The sequence below is a fragment of the Corynebacterium sp. HMSC036D03 genome (genome assembly GCF_001836185.1).
GTDB classification, from domain to species: Bacteria; Actinomycetota; Actinomycetes; order Mycobacteriales; family Mycobacteriaceae; genus Corynebacterium; species Corynebacterium simulans.
In genome coordinates, this window is sequence record NZ_KV827726.1 from 1 (window position 1) to 21,948 (window position 21,948).

Genomic DNA, 21,948 nt, shown 5'->3' on the forward strand with positions numbered 1-21,948 from the left:
TAAAAGAAGCGGAACTAAACCCAGGACGCTTCAGGTGGAAGCCACCGAAGACTTCTATGCCGGACGTATTGATGAGGCCACCTACAACCAGCGGATCAACGAGCGCCGCGCCTTTGCCATGCGGAGAAAAGGCAAGAAGCTCTCCGGTGAGAGCCAGATGTTTATGTGTCCGGGACGAGGTAAAGGAAAGACACTGGCATGTCCCTTGGTGGAAAAGAGTCAGCGCCAGGACGCGAGAGACAGAGGACTACCCTCCATCTCCGGGCCAAATCTATCTACCGCGCGCAAGGCAAAAGGAAAGTGCTGTACCAATAAGGTCTCGGTAACCATCCCGAATAAGGAGGGAATGCGCTACCGCCAAACTGGCCCTGCTTTTAAGACACCGGAATGGAAGAAGGTGTATGGCACGTGGCGCAATGTGATTGAAACCCGCAACGACTATGTAAAGAACAATCGTGGTGGTGCTGCTATTGGTGACCATACGAGAAGACCTGTACGCGGTTTTGCTGCGGCCTTCTTCTATACAGCTCTTGGTGTGGTCGCGGCCAATGTATCTATGATTCGGCGTTTTCTTGGCCGGGTGGATCGGGATGAAAAGACTCCGCCTCCTGACTCTGGTAAACCTGTACCGCCGCGCGATCCGGTGCTCGCTGGCGCGCACCCGAACGCGCCGCCTGCGCAGCATGTTGCCTAAGACCAACTGAATACTTATCACACAGTTAGCTCGGAAAACCGATATAGGGTTCCGGGCTATTAGTCGTTTTAGAGGGGACGAACCATGTTGTGTTTCTTATTGGTTACCGCCTGGATCACAGCGAAAACGACTAAACCCACCGCATAGAAGCGGTGGGTTTATCTATCGGAGGCAGTTTCGCAAACGATTTAAGCTAGATTCGCAAAACCGTCGATTGTATTGGTCGGGATAACAGGATTTGAACCTGCGACCTCTTCGTCCCGAACGAAGCGCGCTACCAAGCTGCGCCATATCCCGGAAACCGTCTTAAGCGGTACCCGAATACTTTAACGCAGCCTGAGGGTGAACAACAAAACGCCAGATGAGCGGGGACTCTAGCCTGTGGCCAGGATGCGGCGCTAGTTGGCTTCGGTGATGCGCAGCAGCGTCGCGGAAGGTCGGCAGAAGATGCGCACAGGGGCAAACTTCGAGGTGCCGAGGCCGTTGGAAACGTGCATCTTCATCGGGCCGAAGTCATGCAGACCCTGGACACGAGCGCGGTCGATTCCGCAGTTAGTGACCAGTGCGCGGGAGCCCGGCAGACAGATCTGGCCGCCATGGGTGTGGCCGGATAGGGAAAGCTGGTAGCCGTCGGCAGCGAATTGCTCAAGTACGCGCGGCTCAGGGGCGTGGAGCAGTGCCAATGCCAGGTCCGCATCCGGGTTGGGGGCGCCGGCGATCTCTGAATAGTCATCAAGGTCGTGGTGCGGATCATCCACGCCAGCAACGGCGAGCTTGACGTCGCCCACCTTGAATTCCACGCGAGCCTGGTTGGCGTCGTGCCAGCCACGCTCAATGAATGCCGCACGCATGCCCTTCCATGGCAGGTCAACGTAGGAAGGCTCACGCTTGCGGCCCAACAGGTACTTGAATGGGTTGACCGGACGCGGCGCCCAATAGTCGTTGGTGCCGAAGACGAACAGGCCTGGTCGGTTCAGCAGCGGGCCGAGGGCGCGCAGCGTATCGGGCACGCCGCCCTGGTCCGACAGGTTGTCGCCGGTGTTGACCACCAAATCGGGATTCAGCTTATCCAGCGCCGCAACCCACTCAATTTTTGCTTCTTGCCCCGGAATCATGTGCAGATCCGAGACATGGAGGATGCGGAACTCTTCCTCACCGCGCAAAGTGCCCGCAGGCAGCAGCGGCAGCGTGTACTCTTTCAGCTCAAACTTGGTCAGTTCGGTGTAACCCCACGCCAGGGTGCCAAGGCCAGCGGCGGCAATGCCGCCCATAATCGGGAGAATCTTCACCTAATCAAGCCTACCTGGCGTAGATTGAAGTACATGAGCCAGCTTAAAGAAACCATTCGTGGAGATCTGAAGACCGCAATGAAGGCCCGCGAGAAGGAGCGCACCAGCGCTATCCGCGCCCTGCTCGCTGCAATTCAGGCAGAAGAAACCAATGGCGCACGCCATGAACTAACCGATGAAGACGTACTCAAGGTCATCGCACGCGAAATCAAGAAGCGCCGCGAGTCCGCTGAGGTATACGCAGAAAATGGCCGCCAGGAGCTGGCCGACGCCGAGCTTGCCGACGTCCCTTACTTCGAGGCCTACCAGCCAGAGCAGCTTGACGACGCCGAGCTGGACACCCTCGTCGGCGAGGCCATCGCTGAGGTAGAAGCAGAAACCGGTGAGACCGTAACCATCAAGCAGATGGGCAATGTGATGAAGGTTGCCACCGCGAAGGCCGCTGGCCGCGCTGATGGCAAGCGCCTTTCCGCAGCTGTAAAGGCAAAGCTGTCTTAAGCCCTAAAAACGCGTACCGCTCTATGCAAATAAGGCGTTCAATCTCCGCGATCGGAGTGCCTTAAATACATAGAGCGGTATTTTTTATGCCCTCTAGCTTCTCTAGAAGCTAGAGGCCGAAGAAGCTGCGGATGTCGTTAGCGACGGCGTCGATGTCTTCCTGGCGGATGAGCGGCTCCGGCGCGGGTTGCTGCTGTTGCTGATCGCCGGAAGGGGCCGAGTTGGCACCGCCGGTGCCGGTCCGTGCTGCTTCGGCGCCTTGGCCGCTACCGTTGGAGGAAGGCGGAGGTGCGGCAGAAGTGCCGTCGGAAAGCTGCAAAGTGACCTCCGCACCCTTCTTGAGGCCCCTTGGCCCAGTAATCGCGCGGACCACGCGGCCATAAGGCACGCCGTTGCCCTGTACTTGCGAGACCTTTACCTCATAGCCCTCGGCCTCTAGCTTGGAGCGAGCCTCGCTTTCGGACTTGCCGCGGAGGCTGTCGAAGAGCGAATTGACCTTGCCCTCGTCATAAGCCTTGTTGTAATTCGGAACCGTGCCCTGTGCTGCGGCCGGAATGCTAGAGGCCATTGAGTAGAAGGAACGCGCGGGCTCAAGGCCGCCGAAGAGATCGCCGTAACCACACTGGCGCACCGGGCTGGTACACAGTGAGGAGGTGTTGGTACCGTCGTTGTAGATATAAGGAGCGGCAGATATAGCGGAGTTAAAGCCCAGGAATGCGGAGGACTGATTGGACTCTGTAGTACCAGTCTTTGCCGCAGCCTTGCCGTTAAAGCCCATCATCTGTGCGGAGGCAGAGGCAGTGCCCTTTTCGGTATCGGCCGTCATGTTGTTGGTCAGCGTATTGGCGATGTCCTTGTTGACGGCGCGCTCGCAATTCGGAACCTTGAGGTAGACCTCGTTGCCGTCCTTGTCCGTGATCTTGCTGATCGGGTTAGGCTCACACCACATGCCCTCCGAGGCCAAGGTGGCGCCGACGTTAGCCAGCTCCAGCGGATCTACGGCAGTCGGTCCAAGCGTGTAAGAACCCAGGTTGGATTCCTTGATGTGTTGGGCGATCGAGGTGTCCTTGTCGTAGCTGCCTTTTTCGCCATAGGAACGCAGGCCCAGTTTTACGGACATATCTACTACGTGCTCCACACCGACCTGCTCGATGAGCTTGATGAAGGTCGTATTCGGCGAGAACGCCAAGGCATCCTGCATCGTCATGGTCGCGGCGTAGTTGCCGGCGTTTTCCACGCAATAGCGGTTAGGTGGGCAGCCCGCGGCACCGCCGGAGCCCAAGCCCTCTGCTTCGTAGCGAGTTGGGACATCGAGCTGATTTTTGATGCCATAACCAGACTCCAGAGCGGCAGCGGCGGTAAAGACCTTGAAGACCGAGCCGGCGCCGTTGCCCACTAGGGAGTGCGGCTGCGGGAGCATGGTTTCGTTCTTGTCGAGGTCCAGACCATAGGTGCGGGAGGAGACCATGGCGAGCACTGGGCGGTTGGACTTGCTGGGCTCGACCACGTTCATTACCTCGGCGACACCGGGTGTATTGGGGTCTGTCTGAGAGCGCACCGCATTGAGTGCTTGGTCTTGTACGTCCGGGTTCAGCGTGGTGCGGATGGTGTAGCCGCCGCGGGCGAGCTGCTCGCGGGAGATGCCCTTTTCTTCTAGGTATTCGATGACGTAATCGCAGAAGAAGCCACGATCCTTGGCGCTGATGCAACCGTTAGGAAGCAGGGAAGGCTTATCGAGTACGCCGAGATCTTGCTGGGCGTACTTATCGGCCTCTGCCTGGGTGATGGAACCGCTATCTGCCATGGACTGCAGCACGAGGTTGCGGCGCGAGAGCACCTCGTCCTTATTGGTAAAGGGGTTGAGGTACTCAGAGGATTGGACCATGCCGGCCAGCATCGCTGCCTGTGGCACAGTGAGTTCAGAAGCATGGGTGCCAAAATAGGTGCGCGCAGCGGCCTCGACGCCGTAGGCGTGATTGCCGAAGGGGACGAGGTTCAGGTAATTGCTGAGGATTTCTTCCTTGTCCAGCTTCTTATCGAGGTCCGTTGCCATGCGCATCTCACGCAGCTTGCGCGGTACCGATTGCTCGATGGCGGCGGCGCGTTCTTCCTCCGTTTTGGCATTGACCAGCAGCAGGTAGTTCTTTACATATTGCTGGTTCAAAGTTGAAGCGCCCTGGGAGACGCCGCCGGAAGCCAAGTTGCTCCAAAGGGCACGGAAATTGCCTTGGAAGTCAACGCCCTCGTGCTCGTAGAACCGGCGGTCCTCGATTGCGACGATTGCCTGCTTCATCGGCTTGGAAATCTTCTCGGCGCTAACAGGGTGGCGACGCTGCTCATATATATAGGCCAGGCTGTTGCCTTTGGCGTCCAAAATCGTGGATACGCCCGGGGCGTCGCCAGCAGTGAGATCTTGCAGATCGGACTGCATGGTGTCGTTGGTACGGGCAATTGCCACACCAGAAAGACCCGCAAAGGGGGCAATTACTACGGCGATGAGCGCCCCCACTAGAACCGTGGAGAGGGCAATTTTTCCCAGGGATTTGATGACAGTCACGAGAAACACCCTACGTGGTGAAACTGTGAGCGGGGAAGAATGAACTCCCCCCTAAAGTGTGACGTGTTAGACAAGTGCTTACGCGTGTGAATACACTTACCGTTGTTACATAATATTCCGCAATCTGAAACATCTTACAAGCGGCTGCGCTGCTTGCATGGGGTTTCATAAAAATTATTCCCAAAGCCGCGGAATAGGTAGTAGAGGAAGGAGCTACCCAGTCATGACCGTAAGCCTGAAGGTAACGGGAGCGTCTAAGTCTGCAAGTGCGACCGAGCGCGGTGAATGGGTAACTCAAGCAAAGTGCCGTAACGGTGACCCAGACGCATTGTTTGTCCGTGGAGCCGAGCAGCGTAAGGCTGCTGTAATTTGCCGCCACTGCCCGGTGCTCAATGAATGCCGTGCCGATGCCCTCGATAACCGCGTGGAATTTGGCGTATGGGGTGGCCTGACTGAGCGCCAGCGCCGTGCGCTGCTGCGCAAGAACCCGCACATCACCAGCTGGGCACACTACCTAGCTGAGGGCGGCGAACTCATCGGTATTTAACCAAATCGCAGGGTTGGTTAACGCGCCATTTTTGCCCTTAGGCCGGTAGAATATGGCCTATGACTAAATGGGAATACGCTACCGCGCCAGTACTGACTCACGCGACCAAGCAGATCCTCGATTCCTGGGGTGAAGATGGTTGGGAGCTGGTTACCATCACTCCCGGCATGAATCCGGAAAATGTCGTGGCTTACTTCAAGCGTGAGGTGGAGCAGTAATGAGCTATCTCACGCGCCTAGCCGATCTTGGATATTCACTGCCTGAGGTGGCAAAGCCGCTTGCTTCCTACGTGCCTGCAGTTCGCGTAGGAGATCAGGTGTGGACCTCCGGTCAGTTGCCTGTAATTGACGGCAATCTGCCTGCCACCGGCAAGGTCGGCGCAGAGGTATCTGTTGAAGATGCGCAAGAATACGCCCGGGTGGCAGCGCTGAATGCTCTCGCAGCTATCGATTCTGTTGTTGGCTTAGACAACGTCTCGCGCGTGGTCAAGGTTGTAGGTTTCGTGGCTTCGGCACCTGACTTTGTGGAGCAGGCTGCTGTTATCAACGGTGCTTCTGACTTCATCGGAGAGCTATTCGGAGAGGCTGGCACTCACGCTCGCTCGGCTGTGGGCGTGGCCGTTTTGCCGAAAAACTCGCCCGTCGAGGTTGAAGTTATCGTAGAAATTTCTAAGTGATCGGATAGGCTTAGTAATCATGGAGCATCCTGCATACAGCCAATTGCGTCCCGTGACTCAATCCGTGGGCGTTGTTCTTTGTGACAACCCAAGCTACACGGCACTTGAGGGAACCAACACGTGGATCATTCGCGCTAACGAAGATTCCAGGGCCATCGTTGTTGATCCGGGCCCAGAAGATGAAGGTCACCTCAACGTTGTCAGCGCTAACGCTGGCGAGGTGGCGCTGATTTTGGTTACCCACCGTCACGATGATCACGCATCGGGTGCGCAGCGTCTTCGCCAGCTCACCGGTGCGCCGATCCGCGCTTTCGACCCGAACTACTGCAATGGAGCAGAGGCGCTTGTCGACGGCGAAATTATCACCGTCGACGGAATCACCCCGCAGCTAGAGGTGGTCCACACCCCAGGGCACACTGCGGATTCCACCTCTTTCTTTGTGTGGTCTGGAGTTGCCAAGGATTCTCAGCTCGAGGGAATCATGACCGGCGACACCATTGCCGGCCGCCACACCGTCTTGCTGTCTGAGACCGACGGTGACTTGGGCGAATACTTGAAGACCTTGGACATGCTGGAAGAGCGCGGCAAGGATATCCCGCTGCTGCCTGGCCACGGCCCAGATTTGGATGATGTTTCCCAGGTTGCGCGCAAGTACATTGACCGTCGCTACCACCGTCTTGAGCAGATCAAGGAAATCCACGGCCGCTTGGGCGAGGACATTGATCTCAAGACTTTGGTCGATGAGATGTATGACGACGTTGACCCAGTTCTGCGGCATGCAGCTGAGCAGTCCACTCGTACTACTTTGAAGTACTTAGCTGCGCGCAAGTAGGCGGGGCAAATAAACTGCCTGAACAAAACCGCTAAAACTAAAAATAATCTCCCGGCCTCCTGAATAGGGAAGCTGGGAGATTACTTTTAGTTTTAAGGCTATTAGCGAGCGCGCTTTGCCAGGTGCTCGGTATCCACGATGAGGACGGACTTGCCTTCGAGGCGGATCCAACCGCGGTGCGCGAAGGTAGCTAGAGCCTTGTTGACGGTCTCGCGGGAAGCGCCGACCAGCTGGGCGATCTCTTCCTGGGTGAGGTCGTGGTTGACGCGCAGTGCGCCACCTTCCTGCACGCCGAAGCGGTTAGCCAGCTGCAGCAGGGTCTTAGCAACGCGGCCCGGAACGTCGGTGAAGATGAGGTCCGCGAGGTTCGCGTTGGTGCGGCGCAGGCGGCGAGCCAGAACGCGCAGCAACTGCTGGGCGATGGCAGGGTGATCAGCGACCCACTGCTTGAGCATCTCGGAGTTCATGGTGGCTGCCTGCACCTCGGTGACGCAGACTGCGGAGGAGGTGCGTGGGCCTGGATCGAAGATGGAGAGCTCGCCGAACATATCGGAAGGGCCCATGACGGTCAGCAGGTTCTCGCGGCCATCCGGAGCGTGGCGGGCCAGCTTAATCTTGCCCGAGGTGATGATGTAGAGACGGTCACCGGGCTCGCCTTCATCAAAAATGGTGGTTCCGCGCGGGAATCGGACGGTTTCCATCTGCTCAATGAGGTTCTGTACCGCGACGGGATCAACGCCCTGGAAAATGCCAGCGCGAGAAAGAATGTCCTGTACGCCTTCCACGATTTACTCCTTGAAGTCAATGGGGGGTAGTGGTGTTGAAATGCTCAGAACTCTTCCAAGCATTTGACGCGTGTGTAACGAAAACCTAGATGTGTTCTAGCGATACAGGCGCGCGCCCCTATGTAACTCATCTCATCCTACAGTGTAATTTGTCACTTTATCTAACCTCGTGAAAAATTGTCACAGCTTAGAGGAGGTCAGGGGCGTATGCGAAGAAATTTCTTAGTTTCCGAGGACCTTCGCCTCAAGCTTTTCCATGAGGATTGCAAACAGTGCGAGGGCGACGGGCACGATGATAACCAGTGAGACCATGCCCGCCATTCTACTAAGGTAAGAAAGATGTCTGACTCATCGCCCGCTAGCCGTGCATCGCGCATCAATGAGCTGCTAGCAACGGAGTACCCCGACGCCGAATGCGAACTAGATTTTCGCAATCCCCTAGAGCTGCTCGTAGCCACGGTGCTCTCGGCACAATGCACCGATGCCAGGGTCAACCAGGTTACCCCGGAGCTTTTTGAAGAGTATCCCTCTGCCGCGCATTATGCCGCGGCCCGAAGGGCCGACCTGGAGGCTATTTTGCGCCCGCTGGGCTTTCAGCGCGCGAAGGCGGGGCACTTGCTGGGCATCGGCGAGAAAATCATGGCCGATTTCGATGGGCAGGTCCCCACCGGAATTAAGGAGCTGACCTCTTTGCCCGGCGTGGGCCGCAAGACTGCGCTGGTGGTACGTGGCAACGCCTTTGGGCTGCCGGGGATTACTGTAGATACCCACTTCGGAAGGCTCATGCAGCGCATGGCTTTGAGCGAATCCAAGACGCCGCTGCAGATTGAAAAGGACATAGCCCAGCTGCTGCATGAGGAAGAATGGACGATGTTTTCGCATCGCATCATCTTCCATGGCCGCCGTGTTTGCCATGCGCGTTCCCCGCAATGCGGTGCCTGTGTAGTGCGTCATTTGTGTTCTACGGGCGCCGCACCTCCTGATGTCCGGTAGGGGCAGTAAGGTATTGCGCATGAACAGGCCCAACGTTTATGTCATCGGTTCGCTCATCGCAGCAGTGCTTGTTGCCTTGGTGGCCTTTGTCGGAGCACGCAGCCTTTTGGGCACAGGCCAGGATTCCGCAAACAGTGCCTCAAACAGTTCCCAGAATGCGGCCCAAGGCGCGGACCAGAGCGCTACTGCGGGTGTTGGCGCGAACGCGGACGTCGCCAAGCGCCCAGCGTGTCCGGAAGGGCCGGTCGCCGGAGTAGAACTTGAGTGCTTGGGCGCGCAGGCCAAGGGGAAGGCAAAGGATGTGCAGGTCATCAACGTCTGGGCCTGGTGGTGCGAGCCTTGCCGAGCTGAGCTGCCGTATGTGCGCCAGATTGCGGATGAGCATCCCGAATGGTCCGTCGTGGGAGTGCATGCGGATAAGAATGCAGCAAATGGCGCGGCCTTTTTGGAAGACCTCGGCGTGAATCTCGCAAGCTACCAAGACTCCGATAATTCCTTCGCCGGCACCCTGGGTCTTCCCGGCGTCATCCCGGTCACCGTCGTGGCCTATAAGGGCGAGGTGAAAAAGCAGTACGTCAAGCCTTTTAAGTCGGAGGAAGAGCTGGAGAAGGCCGTGGAGGAGGCCCTGCGATGAGCACGCGGGAACGCACGGTCTTTCCAGAACGAGCGCCGGGGTGGCTGCGTCCTGCCTTAGGCGTGGATGCGCGGGCGGTGCAGGAGCGAATCGGCAACCGGGATGCGGATCGCTTTACCCAAACCACACCACCGGTGCGGCGTGAGTCTGCCGTTTTGGTCCTGTTCAAAGGCTCTAGTTTTAAGGATGGGGAAGTGCTGCTCACACACCGTTCGCCCACCATGCGCTCTCATTCAGGCCAAATTGCTTTCCCTGGCGGACGGCGGGACCCAGAAGACGCCACGCTTGTCGACGTTGCACTACGCGAGGCCTGGGAAGAAACCGGGCTGGAGCGCGCGAGTGTGACTGCCCTGGAAGTGTGGGAGCAGTTGCATATTCGTGCAACGGGTAACCCTGTAAGCCCGGTCTTGGCCTACTGGCACTCCCCGGGCGAGGTCTGGGCTGCCAGCCCGGAAGAGACCGATGACGTGTTTTGGTATCCATTGCGTGAGCTCGCGGAGCCGAAGAATCGTTTGTTGGTGGGCTTCGGTCCGTGGCATGGCCCGGCCTTTTATACGAATGACTACCTCGTGTGGGGGTTTACTGCCGGAATTCTGGCAACAATATTGGAGCACGCTGGGTGGGAGCGCACATGGGATAACAATTCCGTGCATGATCTGCACGGCGCACTAAGCCGCTCCCGGAATAATGAGAAGATGTTTTAGCTTTCGCAGGCTACTTACGGCTCTTCTTAGACAATAGAAAAAGAAAGATTTTCCTCCCGTGACCCTGACCCTCGCCCTAGACCTCCTGATCATGGTCGCCGTATTGCTCGCCTTGGTGGCGGGCTGGCGCCAAGGAGCTATCTCTGCCGTGCTTTCCTTCGTGGGCATCGTGGCAGGCGTTGTGTTGGGCACGGTGCTGGCCCCCGTTGCCATGCAGCTTACGGACCAAGCGGCTTTGCGCTTCCTGCTGGCCATCGGCGTGCTTATTCTGCTCGTGGGCGTCGGCCAGCTCATCGGCGCAAGCATCGGTGCGCGCTTGCGCGATAGAATGCGGACCCGGCAAAAGCAGCGCGTGGATTCTTTCATCGGTGCCGGCTTCCAGGCAGTGGCTGCGATCTTTGTGATTTGGTTGGTTTCGCTGCCCTTGGCCTCCAATGTGGGCGGTACCCCAGGCAAGGCCTTGCGCGAATCACGCATTCTGACGGCGCTTAATGGGGTGGCGCCTACGCAGCTGGCTGCGTTGCCGAATGGTGTCGCGGCGATGCTGAATGAATCCGGCCTGCCGCCGCTGGTCTCGCCGTGGCAGACTTCCGACTCAGCCGTCGAGGTGGCCGCGCCGCCACAGGACGTGAACGATCCTGCGCTGGTAGAGCAGCTGCGTCCATCAATTATTCACGTGCTTGGCGACGCAGAGGTTTGCTCCCGCCGCTTGATGGGTTCCGGCTTCGTCGCGGCCGATGATTACGTGATCACTAACGCCCACGTGGTAGCCGGCACTGAGAAGGTGCACCTCGATACCGTGTTGGGGCTGCGCGAAGCGCAGGTGGTTTATTACAACCCGGACGTCGATATTGCTGTGCTGCACAGCAAGAACCTGGGAATTGCTCCGCTTGAGTGGGCTGAACAACCGGCAGATACCGGCGATGACGTAATGGTCATGGGCTTCCCGCACTCCGGGCCGTTCGACGCCGGCATGGCGCGGGTGCGCGAGCGCATCACCATTGCTGGGCCGGATATCTATTCCAAGGGCCGCGTCGAGCGTGATGCTTATACGGTGCGCGGCACCATTCGCCAGGGAAATTCAGGTGGCCCGATAGTCAATGACATGGGCCAGGTGTTGGGCGTGGTCTTCGGCGCTTCCGTGGATGATGCGGAGACCGGCTACGCTCTTACCGCCGACGAGGTAAAAAACCACATCGGCGATATCACGCAGCTGCGGAGCCCGGCAGACACCGGCAGCTGCGTTGCTAGCTAGCTTTTGGTCAGCCCCAAGTTGCTGCCCGTGCCAATCTCCAAGTGCATGCCTGGAACCGAGTTGATGAGGTTGCGGGTGTATTCCTCTTGCGGGTTGTTGAAGATGGCCTCGGAGGTGCCAGCCTCCATGACCTTGCCTTTGCGCATAACCACGACGTCGTCGGCAGTCTGACGCACCACGGCTAGGTCGTGGGTGATGAACAGGTAAGACAGCTTGAGCTCGGACTGCAGCTGCGCCAAGAGCTTGATGATCTGGTCTTGGACCAGCACGTCGAGTGCGGAGACCGCCTCGTCGAGAACAATGACCTCTGGGTGCAGGGCCAAGGCACGAGCGATCGCGATACGCTGACGCTGACCACCGGAAAGCTCGTTCGGGTAGCGGCGCATCGCAGAACGCGGCATTGCCACCATGTCGAGCAACTCTGCAACGCGGGCCTCGCGCTCTTTGCGGTTACCCACCTTGTGCAGCGCGAGTGGTTCCTCGATGCACTTGTAGATGGAATACATCGGATCCAAGGAACCATATGGGTTCTGGAAGACCACCTGCATCTTGCGGCGCAGCTGGAAAAGCTCCTTCTTGGACAGCTTCGAGGTGTCCTTGCCCTCGAACTCGATGGTGCCGGAGGTCGGGGAGAGCAGGCCCAGCACCATGTTTGCCACGGTGGACTTGCCCGAACCAGACTCGCCCACGAGTGCCATGGTGGTGCCGCGACGGATATCAAAAGAGACGTCGTCGACTGCCTTGAGCAGTTTCTTCTCGCCGCGCTGACCGCGGATATCGAATTCCTTGTTCAGGTTGCGCACGGAGATGACGGCTTCATCTTCGATGTTGGCGCTGTGCGAAGCCGCGGCCTTGAGCTCTGTGCTTTCCACGCCTGCCTCTTGGGCAGCGCGGATGCGCGAGGAAGCCAAGGAAGGCGCTGCGGTAACCAGACGCTGGGTATATGGGTGCTCCGGATCGCGCAGAATCTCGCGCGAAGGACCAGACTCCACGATGCGGCCGCGGTGCATCACGATGAGGTGCTCGGCGCGTTCTGCCGCCAAGCCCAAGTCGTGGGTAATAAATAGCACGGCGTTGCCCAGCTCTTCAGCGAGGTGACCCAGGTGGTCCAGGATGGTCTTCTGCACGGTCACGTCCAGCGCCGAGGTGGGCTCGTCGGCAATCAGCAGCTTTGGGCGCGCAGCCAGGCCGATGCCGATGAGTGCGCGCTGGCGCATGCCGCCAGAAAACTCGTGTGGATACTGCTTGGCGCGACGCGCGGCGTCGGGAAGCCCTGCTTCCTCCAGGATCTCCACGACGCACTTTTCGCGCTCGGAGCCCTCCAGCACGTTGTTAGCCTTCAGCGACTCTTCGACCTGGGTGCCGATACGCCAGACCGGGTTCAAGTTGGACATTGGATCCTGCGGAACCAAGCCGATCTTGTTTCCGCGCAGGGCCTCGAACTGCTTGTCGTTGTAGTGGGTGATGTCCTCACCCTCGAAGAGGATTTGTCCCTTCGTCACCTTGCCGGTGCCCGGCAGAAGTCCCAGGATGGACATCGCGGTTGTGGACTTACCGGAACCGGACTCGCCCACGATTGCCACGGACTGGCCTGGGTAGATGGTCATGTTGACGCCACGTACTGCCTCGACGGTGCCGGTGGAGGACTCGAAGGAGATGTGGACGTCCTTCATTTCAAGAAGTGGCTTATTCATTAGCGATTCCTTGCCTTCGGGTCGAGGGCGTCGCGGACGACGTCGCCCATCATGATGAAGCTCAGAACGGTCAGGCCCAGAGCGCCTGCCGGGTAGAACAAAACGGCTGGATTCATGCGCAGGGAGGCCTGTGCATCAGAGATGTCGCCGCCCCACGAGACGAACGTGGAGGGCAGGCCGATGCCGAGGAAGGACAGCGTGGCCTCGGCAACGATGTAGGTGCCCAGCGCGACGGTGGCATAAGAAATGATCGGAGCCGCAGCGTTCGGCAGGACGTGGCTAAACAGGATGCGGGCGTTGGAAGCACCGATGGAACGCGCGGATTGGACGAATTCCTCGTTCTTGATGGATACAACGGCACCGCGGGTGATGCGGGCGATGGATACCCAGCCGAACAAGCCAAGTACGAGAACCACAGTGATGATGGTGCGGTGCTCCTTGAACATCTGCATGACAACGATGGCCGCCAACACCAGCGGGATGGCGAAGAAGATATCGGTGATGCGGGAGAGAACAGCGTCAATCCAACCGCCGAAGAAGCCGGCTATGGCGCCCACTAGGGCACCGATGATGACCACGAGGAGGGTGGTCAAAACACCGACGATCACGGATGCGCGTGCGCCGTAGATAACGCGGGCGTAGATATCGCAGCCCTGGCGGTTAAAGCCGAATGGGTGGCCTGCCTCTGCTGGGTCGAGCGACTTGGAGAGCTCGCACATACGCGGGTCAGTATTGGTGAAAAGGCCGGGGAAGAGCGCGAGGAGAATCGCCAAGGTGATCATCACGGCGGCGACCCAGAACAATGGGCGGCGGCGCAGGTAACGCCATGCTTCGCCCCACTGGGAGGAAGGGGCGGATTCATCCTTGACAGCGTCGACGGCGCCGAGGCCGGTCTCGTCGACGTCGGAGATGAAGTGCTCCTGGCCTGGGTACTGGGTGGTCTTGTCGAGTTTAGGCATAGCGGATCCTCGGGTCGAGTACTGCGTAGAGGAGGTCAACCAGCAGGTTGGCGATGATGTAGATGATCACCAGCACGGTGGTGAAGGAGACGATTGTGGTCGGCTCGCCGCGCAGGATGGCTTGGTACATGGTGCCGCCGACGCCGTTGATGCCGAAGATTCCTTCGGTGACGATGGCGCCGGTCATCAGCGCACCGATGTCGGCGCCGATGAAGGTGGCAACGGGGATAAGCGAGTTGCGCAGCACGTGTCGGCGGGTAACAGCCCCGCTGGAAAGACCTTTTGCGCGCGCGGTGCGTACGTAGTCAGCGCGTAGGTTCTCGGCCACAGACTGACGTGTCAGGCGGATGACGTATGCCAGGGACAGCGCACCCAGGACGATGGCCGGCATGAGCAGGGCTTCGAAGGAAGCCTTAGCGCCGACGGTTACGGGCAGCAGCTGCCATTTAATACCGATGAGGTACTGGAAGACGAAGCCAATGACGAAGGAAGGAACGGCGATAACCAAGAGGGACACGACCAAGACGGTGGAATCAAAGAAACCGCCGCGGCGCATGCCGGCGATGACGCCGAAGAGAATGCCGAAGACCGTCTCGAAGACGATGGCCATGAGCGTCAGCTTCACCGTGACGGGGAAGGCATTAGCCATGACCTGAGTGACCGGGACGCCGGAGAAGGTCGTGCCGAAGTCCAGCATGAAGATGCCCTTGATGTAGAGCAGGTACTGGACAATGAATGGCTTGTCGAGGTTGTATTCCGCCTCGATCCTGGCGCGAGCTGCCTCGGTGAGGCCGCGGTCGCCGCCGAGGGCTTCGACCGGGTCACCGGGCATCAAGAAAACCAGTGCGTAGATGAGCAGGGTGGCTCCGAAGAACACCGGGATCATCTGGAGCACTCGTCGCCCGATATAGCGCAACATAGTGTCGTCCTTTACTAGTTGTGTACATTCGCTTGCCGACGCCGCGTGGAACCTGGCGGGTCCGTGCGTATTTACGCTGTGGCAGAGGCTGCTTACGCGTTTATTAAAATCTGTCGCCTGTCTGGCTATAGGAAATCGTAGTTTGTGACCTATCTCAATGTGCAATATGCAGGCGTTATCGAATTATTAGAGGGGTAGTGCGCGGGGGCCTTGTCAATAACGGGCCTAGTCCGTAACAGAAACTGTGGGATGTGCAAACCGAGAAAGGGGCGGGCATGGCATTGCTCCGCCTCGAACGCGCCGAGGCGGAGCAGGTGCCATGAGCGGAAGGAGGGTTACTCCTTGGTGATTTCGTAGTAGACCGGTACGCCCTTCCAGCTGAACTTAGCGTCGCTTACGGCCTCGGAGAAGCCGCCGGTGGCGTTCGGGTACCACAGTGGGATGGCCGGCAGGTCCTCGAACAGGATTGCCTGGGCCTCCTTGTACTTGGCATTAGCCTCTTCTTGGGAGCTGGACTTTGCTGCCTCTACCAGGAGCTTGTCGAACTCTTCGTTGGAGTAGTCGCCGTCGTTAGAAGAGCCACCGGTCTGGTACAGCGGTGCCAAGAAGTTACCCATGGATGGGTAGTCTGCCTGCCAGCCGGTGCGGAAGCCGGTCTTGATGGTGCGGTTGGTGACTTCATCACGCAGGGACTTGAAGTCCGGGTAAGGCGCGCCAACTGCCTCGATGCCCAAGGTGTTCTTGATGGAGTTGGAGACTGCGTCAACCCAGCTCTTGTGGCCGCCGTCAGAGTTGTAGGCGATCTCGAAGGAAGGCGAGGACCACTTGTTCATCTTGTCGGCCTTGGCCCACAGCTCCTTGGCCTTTTCTGGGTCATACTTCAAGACCTCATTGCCCTCGATGTCCTCGGAGTAGCCCGGCAGAACAGGGGAGGTGAAGTCCTTGGCTGGGGTGCGGGTGCCCTTGAAGATGGTCTCGGTGATCTCGTCACGGTTGATTGCGTAAGAGATTGCCTGGCGGCGTAACTTGCCCTCTTCGCCGGAGAAATGCTCAAGGTTCTCGCCGATGGTGAAGGACTGGAAGCCTGCGTAAGGCTGGTTGGATGCGCGCTCACCCAGGTCGGACTCGTAGACGTCGAAGGCGGCATCTGGGACGGCGTCGAGAAGATCCAGGTTGCCGGAGAGCAGATCGGCGTAGGCGGCGTCGTTAGAAGTGTAGAAGACGAACTTAACGCCGTCGTTAGCAGCCTTCTGGCCACCCTTGTACTCCTCGTTCGGAACGACGGTAGCGTCCTGGTTGTGGTTCCACTCGGCGAGCTTGTACGGGCCATTGCCGATTGGGCTCTGGCCAAAGGCCTCCAGGTCATCGAAGGCGGACTCGTGGAGCGGGTAGAACGCGGAGTAACCCAGCTGTGCTGGGAAGTCTTGTTCAGGGTTGTTGAGCTCGACGGTGAAGGTGTAATCGTCTTCTATCTTCAGGCCCTCGAGCTCCTTTACGCCCTCCTTGAAGCCCTTGATGTTGCTGAAGAAGGAAGCGTTGAGCTGATCGTTTGCCACTGCGTAGTTCCACGCGTCAACGAAGTTCTTTGCGGTAACCGGGGAACCATCGGAGAAGTTGGTCTTCTTGAGCTTGATGGTGAACTTGGTGTTGTCCTTGTTCGGCTCGATGGATTCTGCGATCTCGTTCTGCGCCTTGCCATCCGCGTCGTAGTACACGAGGCCCGAGTAGATGCTGTCAACGATGCGGCCGCCGCCGGTTTCGTTGGTGTTTGCCGGGATCAGCGGGTTCTGGGGTTCGCTGCCCCATGCGGTGATGTAGTTGCCGCCGGAGCCGTTCGCGGAGCCGTTATCGCTACCGCATGCCGCGAGGGCCAGGGTTAGGGAGGCTGCAGAAACTACAGCGAACGTCTTTTTGATCGTCATAACGGGGAGAGACCTCCGAATTAGGTCGAGCCTTGAGTGAACATTGATGAACCTTGAAAGGTTGGAACTGAAGTTACACTGTGGCTGCGCGCACATTCAAGGATTTGAAAATTATAAGCGTGTGATGAAAACTATAAGTCGGCAGATAGTATTATCTGTACAGGACTTTTGTGCGAATACATAAAGAAAACGCCACCCCTTTGTGGGGTGGCGCTCTGAAAGTATTAATTGTTACTTATTTCGCAATTTGTTCCCTTAAGGGTGCAAGCCATTGCTGAAGGGTCTCGACGAAAACGCCCGGGGCCTCGATGTGTGGCAGATTCTTAGTCTGCGGAATGGTCTTTTCTTCGAAGGTACCAAGGCAGCGGTTTTTCGCGCGGCGAATAAGCGGGCGCCATAGTTGCTGAGCGGGATGAAAATAAAGAATGGGTGCTTCCACCGAGGAGTCGATCCAACTTAATGGCGGAACAGCAGTGCGCATGCGGTGGTTCCACAAGATGCCGCGGCGTACATTGCCGATTTGTGAGGCGGTAATGCGCAGCTGCGCAATCTGGTTGCGTGCGTCGTGCGAAAAGCTCGAGTCGGTGTTGAGGGCCAGCTCTTTTTCATAGCTTGAGGCATAAAGGAGAGGGTTGCGGCGGCTGAGTGGTCCGCCCAAGCGGCAAAGGGCGGCGCGCAAAAGGAGCCAGCCGAAGTCCCAGGGACGTGCCGCCATCGCGCGGCGCAGATCGACCGGGTGGGAAGAAGAGATGGAAACTAAGCCAAGCGTGCGTTCTGGGCGCTCGCTAGCTACCGCCCAGGCAATTGCGCCACCGGCATCTGCGCCAACCAAGAAGGCTGCATCGTGGCCCAAGGCTTGGATTACGCCGGTGACGTCGCCAACCACTGCGCGCATATCTTGGCCTGCTTCGACTGGCGGTTTATCGGAAAGGCCAAAGCCGCGCATGTCGAGGGAAGCAACGTGAAAGCCTTGTGCGGCCAAAGGGGCGATGGCGTCTTTGAAATCGAACCAGCCGCCGAAAGAGCCGTGTAGGAAAAGTACGAGCGGATCGCTTGGAGAACCTGCGGTTGCAACGTGGAGGCGAATGCCGCGGGTATGGATGTACTCGTGTTTGAATGGTCCGTCTAGCTCAACCACCGAGGGCGACAAGGGTGCTGGAGTCTGGGCCATGAGATGTGGTTCCTTTCACCAGATGAGGCAGCTTGCAGCAAGAAGGGGTGGGAGAGACGGGGGCGGCGAAAAGCAAACTCGCCTATTAAATGCTAAACCCGCCCGAGCAAAAGCAAGCTCGGGCGGACTAAGCGAAGAAAAATCTCAAGGTAGAAGCTTTAGGTGTACAAACCGCGCTCGACGGACTTGGAAGCCTTGCCTGGAACCAGCTTCTTTAGTTCCTTGGTGGACTCGATGGTCTTCTCGGGTGCCTTGACCTTCTTGATGTTCTTAAAGCCGATGAAGCCAACGACGGCTGCGATCACCAGCATGATGAGGAAGACGATCAGGAATGCGGCCCAACGGTCGAGCCACTTGTCAAGCAGCTCGGCGAGGAAGAGGAAAAAGAAGAAAGAGCTATAAAGCGCAACGGTTCCGGCAACGCCGAACATGCCAGCACCGATGCCGCCCTTCTTAGCGGACTGAGCCAGCTCGGTCTTGGCGAGCTCGACCTCGGAGCGGACGAGCTGAGACATCTGCTCGGTAGCGTTGGAGACCAGTTGGCCAACGGAGGCCTCGCCGCGCTTCGAGCTATCGGCGTCGCTAAGCGGGATAGCGTTGACCTTTGGGGCGAACTGGTTCGCACCGTCAGTGAATAGTCCGTCGTTGCTCACGGTTAAATACTCCTAGCGTTTGTCTAAATCTGTATTGGCCATAGTAATGAAGCCTGACAGCTGCGTGTGTGAGGAATCGCAGTGGCCGCACAGGTCTATCCTAGAGGATATGGCAGAAAAAGACCCGTTGGCCCCGCTCTTTGCGTTACCCGGTGTGGAAAATTCAGCCGCGCGTGCGGTCGAGAAAATTTCTCGCGCGCACCGCCGTCCTGCTGGATTGCGGAAATTTGATGTCATTTCTGCGGAATCGGCGATGCGGGGTGCACGTGCTGCGGTCTTTGTAGATGGGCTCAAAATTTCGCCCAATGTTGCGCCCGATCTATCCCCCGATCTAACTGCTGAAGACGCAATGGAAGGGCCGCTGGCCAATTCCATTAGCGCCTATAGTCTCTTGGCCCCGGAGGTTCAGGCAACCACGGTGCGTACCTTTGCCCGTGCCCCGTTGCAGGTGCTTGCGCGTCTCGACGTCGCGGCCGGCGGCACGGGAATGCCAAACAGCGCACAAGCAGCACGCGTACAAGCCCTTTCTCGTCTTGTAAGTGGAGGAAGCGGCGTTGCCTTCGACCGCCTGCTGCCCGTCGTGGTGCACGCGGAAATTGCGGCTTATGAGGTATTTGGCCCACGCAGTAACTTGATTGGAATGGTTGCCGCACGCCTGGCAGCCATCCATAGCGGATTCGATCCGCGTGGCTTCGCCGTACCGGAGACCTATTACAACCGCCATAGCGCGCAGTATTGGCAGGTCATAGGAGAATATTCGGAAAATCCCGGGCCCGCATTGGAGTTTTTGCTTGCAGCCTGGGCTGCCGGCGGCGTGGAGGCGGATGGAATCGCGCGCTCGGCCTAGAAGCTGGCACTAGGCGCTGGACTTTGGGGCACGCAGAAAATCCGGGTGCTGGTTGAGCCAGAGCCCTGCGGCCACAACCGCTGCGATGCCAGCGACGACGGCAGATCCAATGCCTACTTCTTTTGCGCCCGGCATCGTAAATAGCGGAACCGGATCCTTGAAGGTGCGGATATCCCAGCCATGTTCCAGGGCATGCTTTTTCATGTGGCGATCGGGATTGACCGCCACTGGGTGGCCAACCAGAGCTAGCATCGGGATATCGGTGGCGGAATCAGAATAGGCAAAAGAGACATCCAGGTCGATATCTAATTCCGCAGCGAAGTCCGCAATGGCCTGAGCTTTTGCTGCGCCCTTGCAGTAGTACAGAATCTTTCCGGTGAACTTGCCGTCCACCTCTTCTAGCTCGGTAGCGACTACGCGCTCGATGCCTAGCTCTTCAGCGATGGGGCGCACGAGCGTGGCAGCCGAAGCCGAGATGATGATTACCTCGTGGCCGGCTGCTTGATGGAAATCGATGAGTTCCCGGGCCTCTGCGTAGATGGCGGGCGTGACCACGTTGTGCATGGTCTCTTTGGCGATGCTGTGTACCTCCGCGACGGACCAACCGGCGATCATCGCGGCTAGTTGATCGCGAGTGGCGTCCATCTGCTGGCTGGAGTGCCCCGCGAACATGTAGCTTGCTTTTGCAATCGACATCTGCAGCGCCTCCGCTGGGGTAATGAGCCCGTTGTGCATGAACTCTTTGCCAAAGGCGAAAGCGGAAGATGTGGCGATGATGGTCTTGTCTAGATCGAAGAACGCAGCCACGCGTGCGTAATCGGCGGCCTGCTCTACGGGAGCCTCGCCGCTGCGGTGGTGGCTGGATGCATCATTCATGTTGTGGCCAATGTTAAAGGTGTTGCGTGGCTGCGGCAAGAGGATCGGTGCAATCCAACAAATGCAGGAAACAAGCTGGATTGCTGCTGTTGTCAACCTGTCTCTTACATGTCATAATGAGCCTTGCAAGGCCCCGATATACAGTGCGGCCTGCCCCGGCTCACCCCCCCGATGCCGGGTTACCGATGACCCGCGCACACCCCCCCGAGGCGCGGGTCATCATCTATTTACAGGCGGGATGCCCTAGAAACCACGCGTTCAGGAAAGTACCAACCGCACTATTTCCACAGTTTTTAGCTGATACGTCACCTTGAGTCGCGGTAGGTGCTTTAAAACCGGCGAGTTATCCACAGCCGCAAAATTGCCTCTAGTGCTGGGGATATCGCTTCACCAATGCTGGAGGCATGAGTTCATACGACGCCAGCATCGCTATCGCAGTGGGAGATTCCGCGCTGCGGGTGGAAGTAATCGCCGCGGCAGCGGCGACGAGCGCGCAGGTTACTGCGGTTGAGGACCCGCGTGACTTCGCGCGGTACCTGCCGAAAGCCACGGTCATCGTTGCGGATAAGCTCACCGCGGAATTAGTCGCCAGCCACAGTAGGGCACCAGTGCTTTTCGTCGCAGCAGATCCAGGACCCATTGATTATGAGGCCGCCATGAAGTGCCGCAGCGCCGAGGCCTTTATCATTCCGGCGGAATCGAAACAGCTTTTGAGCGCTTTGGCGGATCGAGTCCGGCCGCAGCAGACAAGCGGCAATAACTTCGCGTTGGCCATAGTTGGCGCGGCAGGGGGAGTAGGAACTTCGACTTTTGCTTATGCCGTGGCGAGCGTGGCAGGGGCCGGACTGCTTATCGACGCCACCTCTTACTCCGGTGGGCTTGACCTACTGGCAGGAATCGAGGAGGAGCCGGGAGCGCGTTGGCCGGACCTTGCGGCAGGTAGCGGAAGCGTAAACGCAGTGGATCTACATCGCGCGTTGCCGCGAGTAGGCGAACTGGGAATTTTGGCTGCTGCGCGGAGTGGCCATGCAGGCCAGCCGAGTATTAAGCCGGCGCGCCGGGAGGCTATTTTTCAGGCTGCCGCGATGCACCCAGCCGGGGCAGTTTTCGATTGCTCGCCCCTTGAAATCCCACAGGCCTGCGAGCATGTCGTAATCCTAACGGCTGCAGAGGTGCGCCCGACTGCCGCATGCGCCAAGCTCGTGGCGGAGCTGGAGGCCAAACAACAAAAATGCAGTGTAGTGGTGCGCTACAGGCAGTGGTCAGGCCTTTCGAAGGAAGACATCGCCAAAATTGTTCATCGCGATCCGATTGCCGAAATTCCCACGCTCCGGGGTCTTACCAAAGCTGCCGATACGGGTGGCCTACGGCGGCTGCCACGCGGGCTGCGGGTGGCTGCCGAAAACGTTGTCGGCGAGGTCCTGGCATGAGCGGCGGTGCAGG

The 21,948-nt window shown here is 58.4% G+C and carries 21 protein-coding genes, 1 tRNA gene and 1 pseudogene; 12 read left to right on the forward strand and 11 right to left on the reverse strand.

The genetic code is table 11. The features are described from left to right. Nucleotides 1-694: pseudogene (locus HMPREF2692_RS02970) on the forward strand (hypothetical protein); the annotation flags it as partial. Nucleotides 695-914: 220 nt separating this feature from the next. Here the strand turns inward: HMPREF2692_RS02970 and HMPREF2692_RS02975 are convergent. Further along, nucleotides 915-991, reverse strand: a tRNA-Pro gene (locus tag HMPREF2692_RS02975). Between the two features lie 101 nt (nt 992-1,092). Then, entirely contained in the window at nt 1,093-1,965 is an 873-nt protein-coding gene (locus HMPREF2692_RS02980; RefSeq protein WP_371326276.1) for a metallophosphoesterase, read from the reverse strand. A 51-nt stretch (nt 1,966-2,016) separates the two neighbouring features. Between HMPREF2692_RS02980 and HMPREF2692_RS02985 the strand changes: the two genes are divergently transcribed. After that, nucleotides 2,017-2,481, forward strand: coding sequence for a GatB/YqeY domain-containing protein (locus HMPREF2692_RS02985; RefSeq protein WP_061920175.1), 465 nt, complete (start codon nt 2,017-2,019; stop codon nt 2,479-2,481). Nucleotides 2,482-2,590: 109 nt separating this feature from the next. Here the strand turns inward: HMPREF2692_RS02985 and HMPREF2692_RS02990 are convergent, their stop codons facing one another. Further along, nucleotides 2,591-5,038 carry a transglycosylase domain-containing protein gene (locus tag HMPREF2692_RS02990; RefSeq protein ID WP_070822715.1) on the reverse strand — a complete coding sequence of 816 codons (2,448 nt, stop codon included), beginning with the start codon at nt 5,036-5,038 and terminating at the stop codon, nt 2,591-2,593. Between the two features lie 223 nt (nt 5,039-5,261). On the opposite strand from HMPREF2692_RS02990, the gene HMPREF2692_RS02995 reads away from it, so the two are divergent. The 4 genes from HMPREF2692_RS02995 to HMPREF2692_RS03005 are packed head-to-tail and all read left to right on the forward strand — an operon-like array spanning nt 5,262 to nt 7,093. Then, on the forward strand, nt 5,262-5,585 hold the full coding sequence (locus tag HMPREF2692_RS02995; RefSeq protein ID WP_061920180.1) for a WhiB family transcriptional regulator: 324 nt from the start codon (nt 5,262-5,264) through the stop codon (nt 5,583-5,585). Nucleotides 5,586-5,644: 59 nt separating this feature from the next. Then, nucleotides 5,645-5,803, forward strand: a complete 159-nt coding sequence (locus HMPREF2692_RS12910) for a Sp36 family protein (protein ID WP_086892235.1) — start codon at nt 5,645-5,647, stop codon at nt 5,801-5,803. Continuing rightward, nucleotides 5,803-6,261, forward strand: a complete 459-nt coding sequence (locus tag HMPREF2692_RS03000) for a RidA family protein (protein ID WP_070587202.1) — start codon at nt 5,803-5,805, stop codon at nt 6,259-6,261. The genes HMPREF2692_RS12910 and HMPREF2692_RS03000 overlap by 1 nt, the downstream gene beginning before the upstream one ends. Before the next feature lie 19 nt (nt 6,262-6,280). Continuing rightward, on the forward strand, nt 6,281-7,093 hold the full coding sequence (locus tag HMPREF2692_RS03005) for an MBL fold metallo-hydrolase (RefSeq protein ID WP_061920184.1): 813 nt from the start codon (nt 6,281-6,283) through the stop codon (nt 7,091-7,093). Nucleotides 7,094-7,194: 101 nt separating this feature from the next. Here HMPREF2692_RS03005 and glxR read toward each other — a convergent pair whose 3' ends face one another. Next, a complete protein-coding gene (glxR, locus tag HMPREF2692_RS03010; RefSeq protein WP_061920186.1) occupies nt 7,195-7,878 on the reverse strand; it encodes a CRP-like cAMP-activated global transcriptional regulator GlxR in 684 nt (227 codons plus the stop codon). 339 nt (nt 7,879-8,217) lie between these two features. Here glxR and nth point away from each other — a divergent pair, with 339 nt between their 5' ends. Genes nth through HMPREF2692_RS03030 form a run of 4 tightly spaced genes read left to right on the forward strand, consistent with a single transcriptional unit; the run spans nt 8,218 to nt 11,464 of the window. Continuing rightward, on the forward strand, nt 8,218-8,871 hold the full coding sequence (gene nth / locus HMPREF2692_RS03015; protein WP_070587204.1) for an endonuclease III: 654 nt from the start codon (nt 8,218-8,220) through the stop codon (nt 8,869-8,871). 19 nt (nt 8,872-8,890) lie between these two features. Beyond that, entirely contained in the window at nt 8,891-9,505 is a 615-nt protein-coding gene (locus tag HMPREF2692_RS03020; RefSeq protein ID WP_070587206.1) for a TlpA family protein disulfide reductase, read from the forward strand. After that, nucleotides 9,502-10,209, forward strand: coding sequence for an NUDIX hydrolase (locus HMPREF2692_RS03025; protein WP_061920192.1), 708 nt, complete (start codon nt 9,502-9,504; stop codon nt 10,207-10,209). The genes HMPREF2692_RS03020 and HMPREF2692_RS03025 overlap by 4 nt, the downstream gene beginning before the upstream one ends. 58 nt (nt 10,210-10,267) lie before the next feature. Beyond that, nucleotides 10,268-11,464, forward strand: a complete 1,197-nt coding sequence (locus HMPREF2692_RS03030) for a MarP family serine protease (RefSeq protein WP_201040623.1) — start codon at nt 10,268-10,270, stop codon at nt 11,462-11,464. Here HMPREF2692_RS03030 and HMPREF2692_RS03035 read toward each other — a convergent pair. The 6 genes from HMPREF2692_RS03035 to HMPREF2692_RS03060 all read right to left on the reverse strand — a co-directional run bounded on the left by HMPREF2692_RS03035 (nt 11,461) and on the right by HMPREF2692_RS03060 (nt 18,782). After that, nucleotides 11,461-13,158 (reverse strand): dipeptide ABC transporter ATP-binding protein, encoded by a 1,698-nt coding sequence (locus HMPREF2692_RS03035; RefSeq protein ID WP_062036154.1) that lies wholly within the window; start codon nt 13,156-13,158, stop codon nt 11,461-11,463. The genes HMPREF2692_RS03030 and HMPREF2692_RS03035 overlap by 4 nt on opposite strands. After that, nucleotides 13,158-14,117: an ABC transporter permease gene (locus HMPREF2692_RS03040; RefSeq protein ID WP_061920197.1), complete on the reverse strand. Its 960-nt coding sequence runs from the start codon at nt 14,115-14,117 to the stop codon at nt 13,158-13,160. The genes HMPREF2692_RS03035 and HMPREF2692_RS03040 overlap by 1 nt, the downstream gene beginning before the upstream one ends. Then, the gene (locus HMPREF2692_RS03045) at nt 14,110-15,036 is read right to left on the reverse strand and encodes an ABC transporter permease (RefSeq protein ID WP_061920199.1); all 927 of its coding nucleotides are present in this window, start codon (nt 15,034-15,036) and stop codon (nt 14,110-14,112) included. The genes HMPREF2692_RS03040 and HMPREF2692_RS03045 overlap by 8 nt, the downstream gene beginning before the upstream one ends. A 335-nt stretch (nt 15,037-15,371) precedes the next feature. Next, a complete protein-coding gene (locus tag HMPREF2692_RS03050; protein ID WP_062036152.1) occupies nt 15,372-16,958 on the reverse strand; it encodes a peptide ABC transporter substrate-binding protein in 1,587 nt (528 codons plus the stop codon). 235 nt (nt 16,959-17,193) lie between these two features. Next, entirely contained in the window at nt 17,194-18,129 is a 936-nt protein-coding gene (locus tag HMPREF2692_RS03055) for an alpha/beta fold hydrolase (protein ID WP_062036150.1), read from the reverse strand. A gap of 158 nt (nt 18,130-18,287) precedes the next feature. Continuing rightward, nucleotides 18,288-18,782: a phage holin family protein gene (locus HMPREF2692_RS03060; protein WP_061920205.1), complete on the reverse strand. Its 495-nt coding sequence runs from the start codon at nt 18,780-18,782 to the stop codon at nt 18,288-18,290. A gap of 109 nt (nt 18,783-18,891) precedes the next feature. Here HMPREF2692_RS03060 and HMPREF2692_RS03065 point away from each other — a divergent pair, with 109 nt between their 5' ends. Next, nucleotides 18,892-19,629, forward strand: a complete 738-nt coding sequence (locus HMPREF2692_RS03065; protein ID WP_061920207.1) for a hypothetical protein — start codon at nt 18,892-18,894, stop codon at nt 19,627-19,629. A gap of 9 nt (nt 19,630-19,638) precedes the next feature. On the opposite strand, the gene HMPREF2692_RS03070 is transcribed toward HMPREF2692_RS03065, so the two are convergent. Next, nucleotides 19,639-20,505, reverse strand: a complete 867-nt coding sequence (locus HMPREF2692_RS03070) for an HAD family hydrolase (RefSeq protein WP_082778534.1) — start codon at nt 20,503-20,505, stop codon at nt 19,639-19,641. Nucleotides 20,506-20,909: 404 nt separating this feature from the next. Here HMPREF2692_RS03070 and ssd point away from each other — a divergent pair, with 404 nt between their 5' ends. Next, on the forward strand, nt 20,910-21,935 hold the full coding sequence (ssd, locus tag HMPREF2692_RS03075; protein ID WP_061920209.1) for a septum site-determining protein Ssd: 1,026 nt from the start codon (nt 20,910-20,912) through the stop codon (nt 21,933-21,935). The last annotated feature ends 13 nt before the right edge of the window (nt 21,936-21,948 follow it).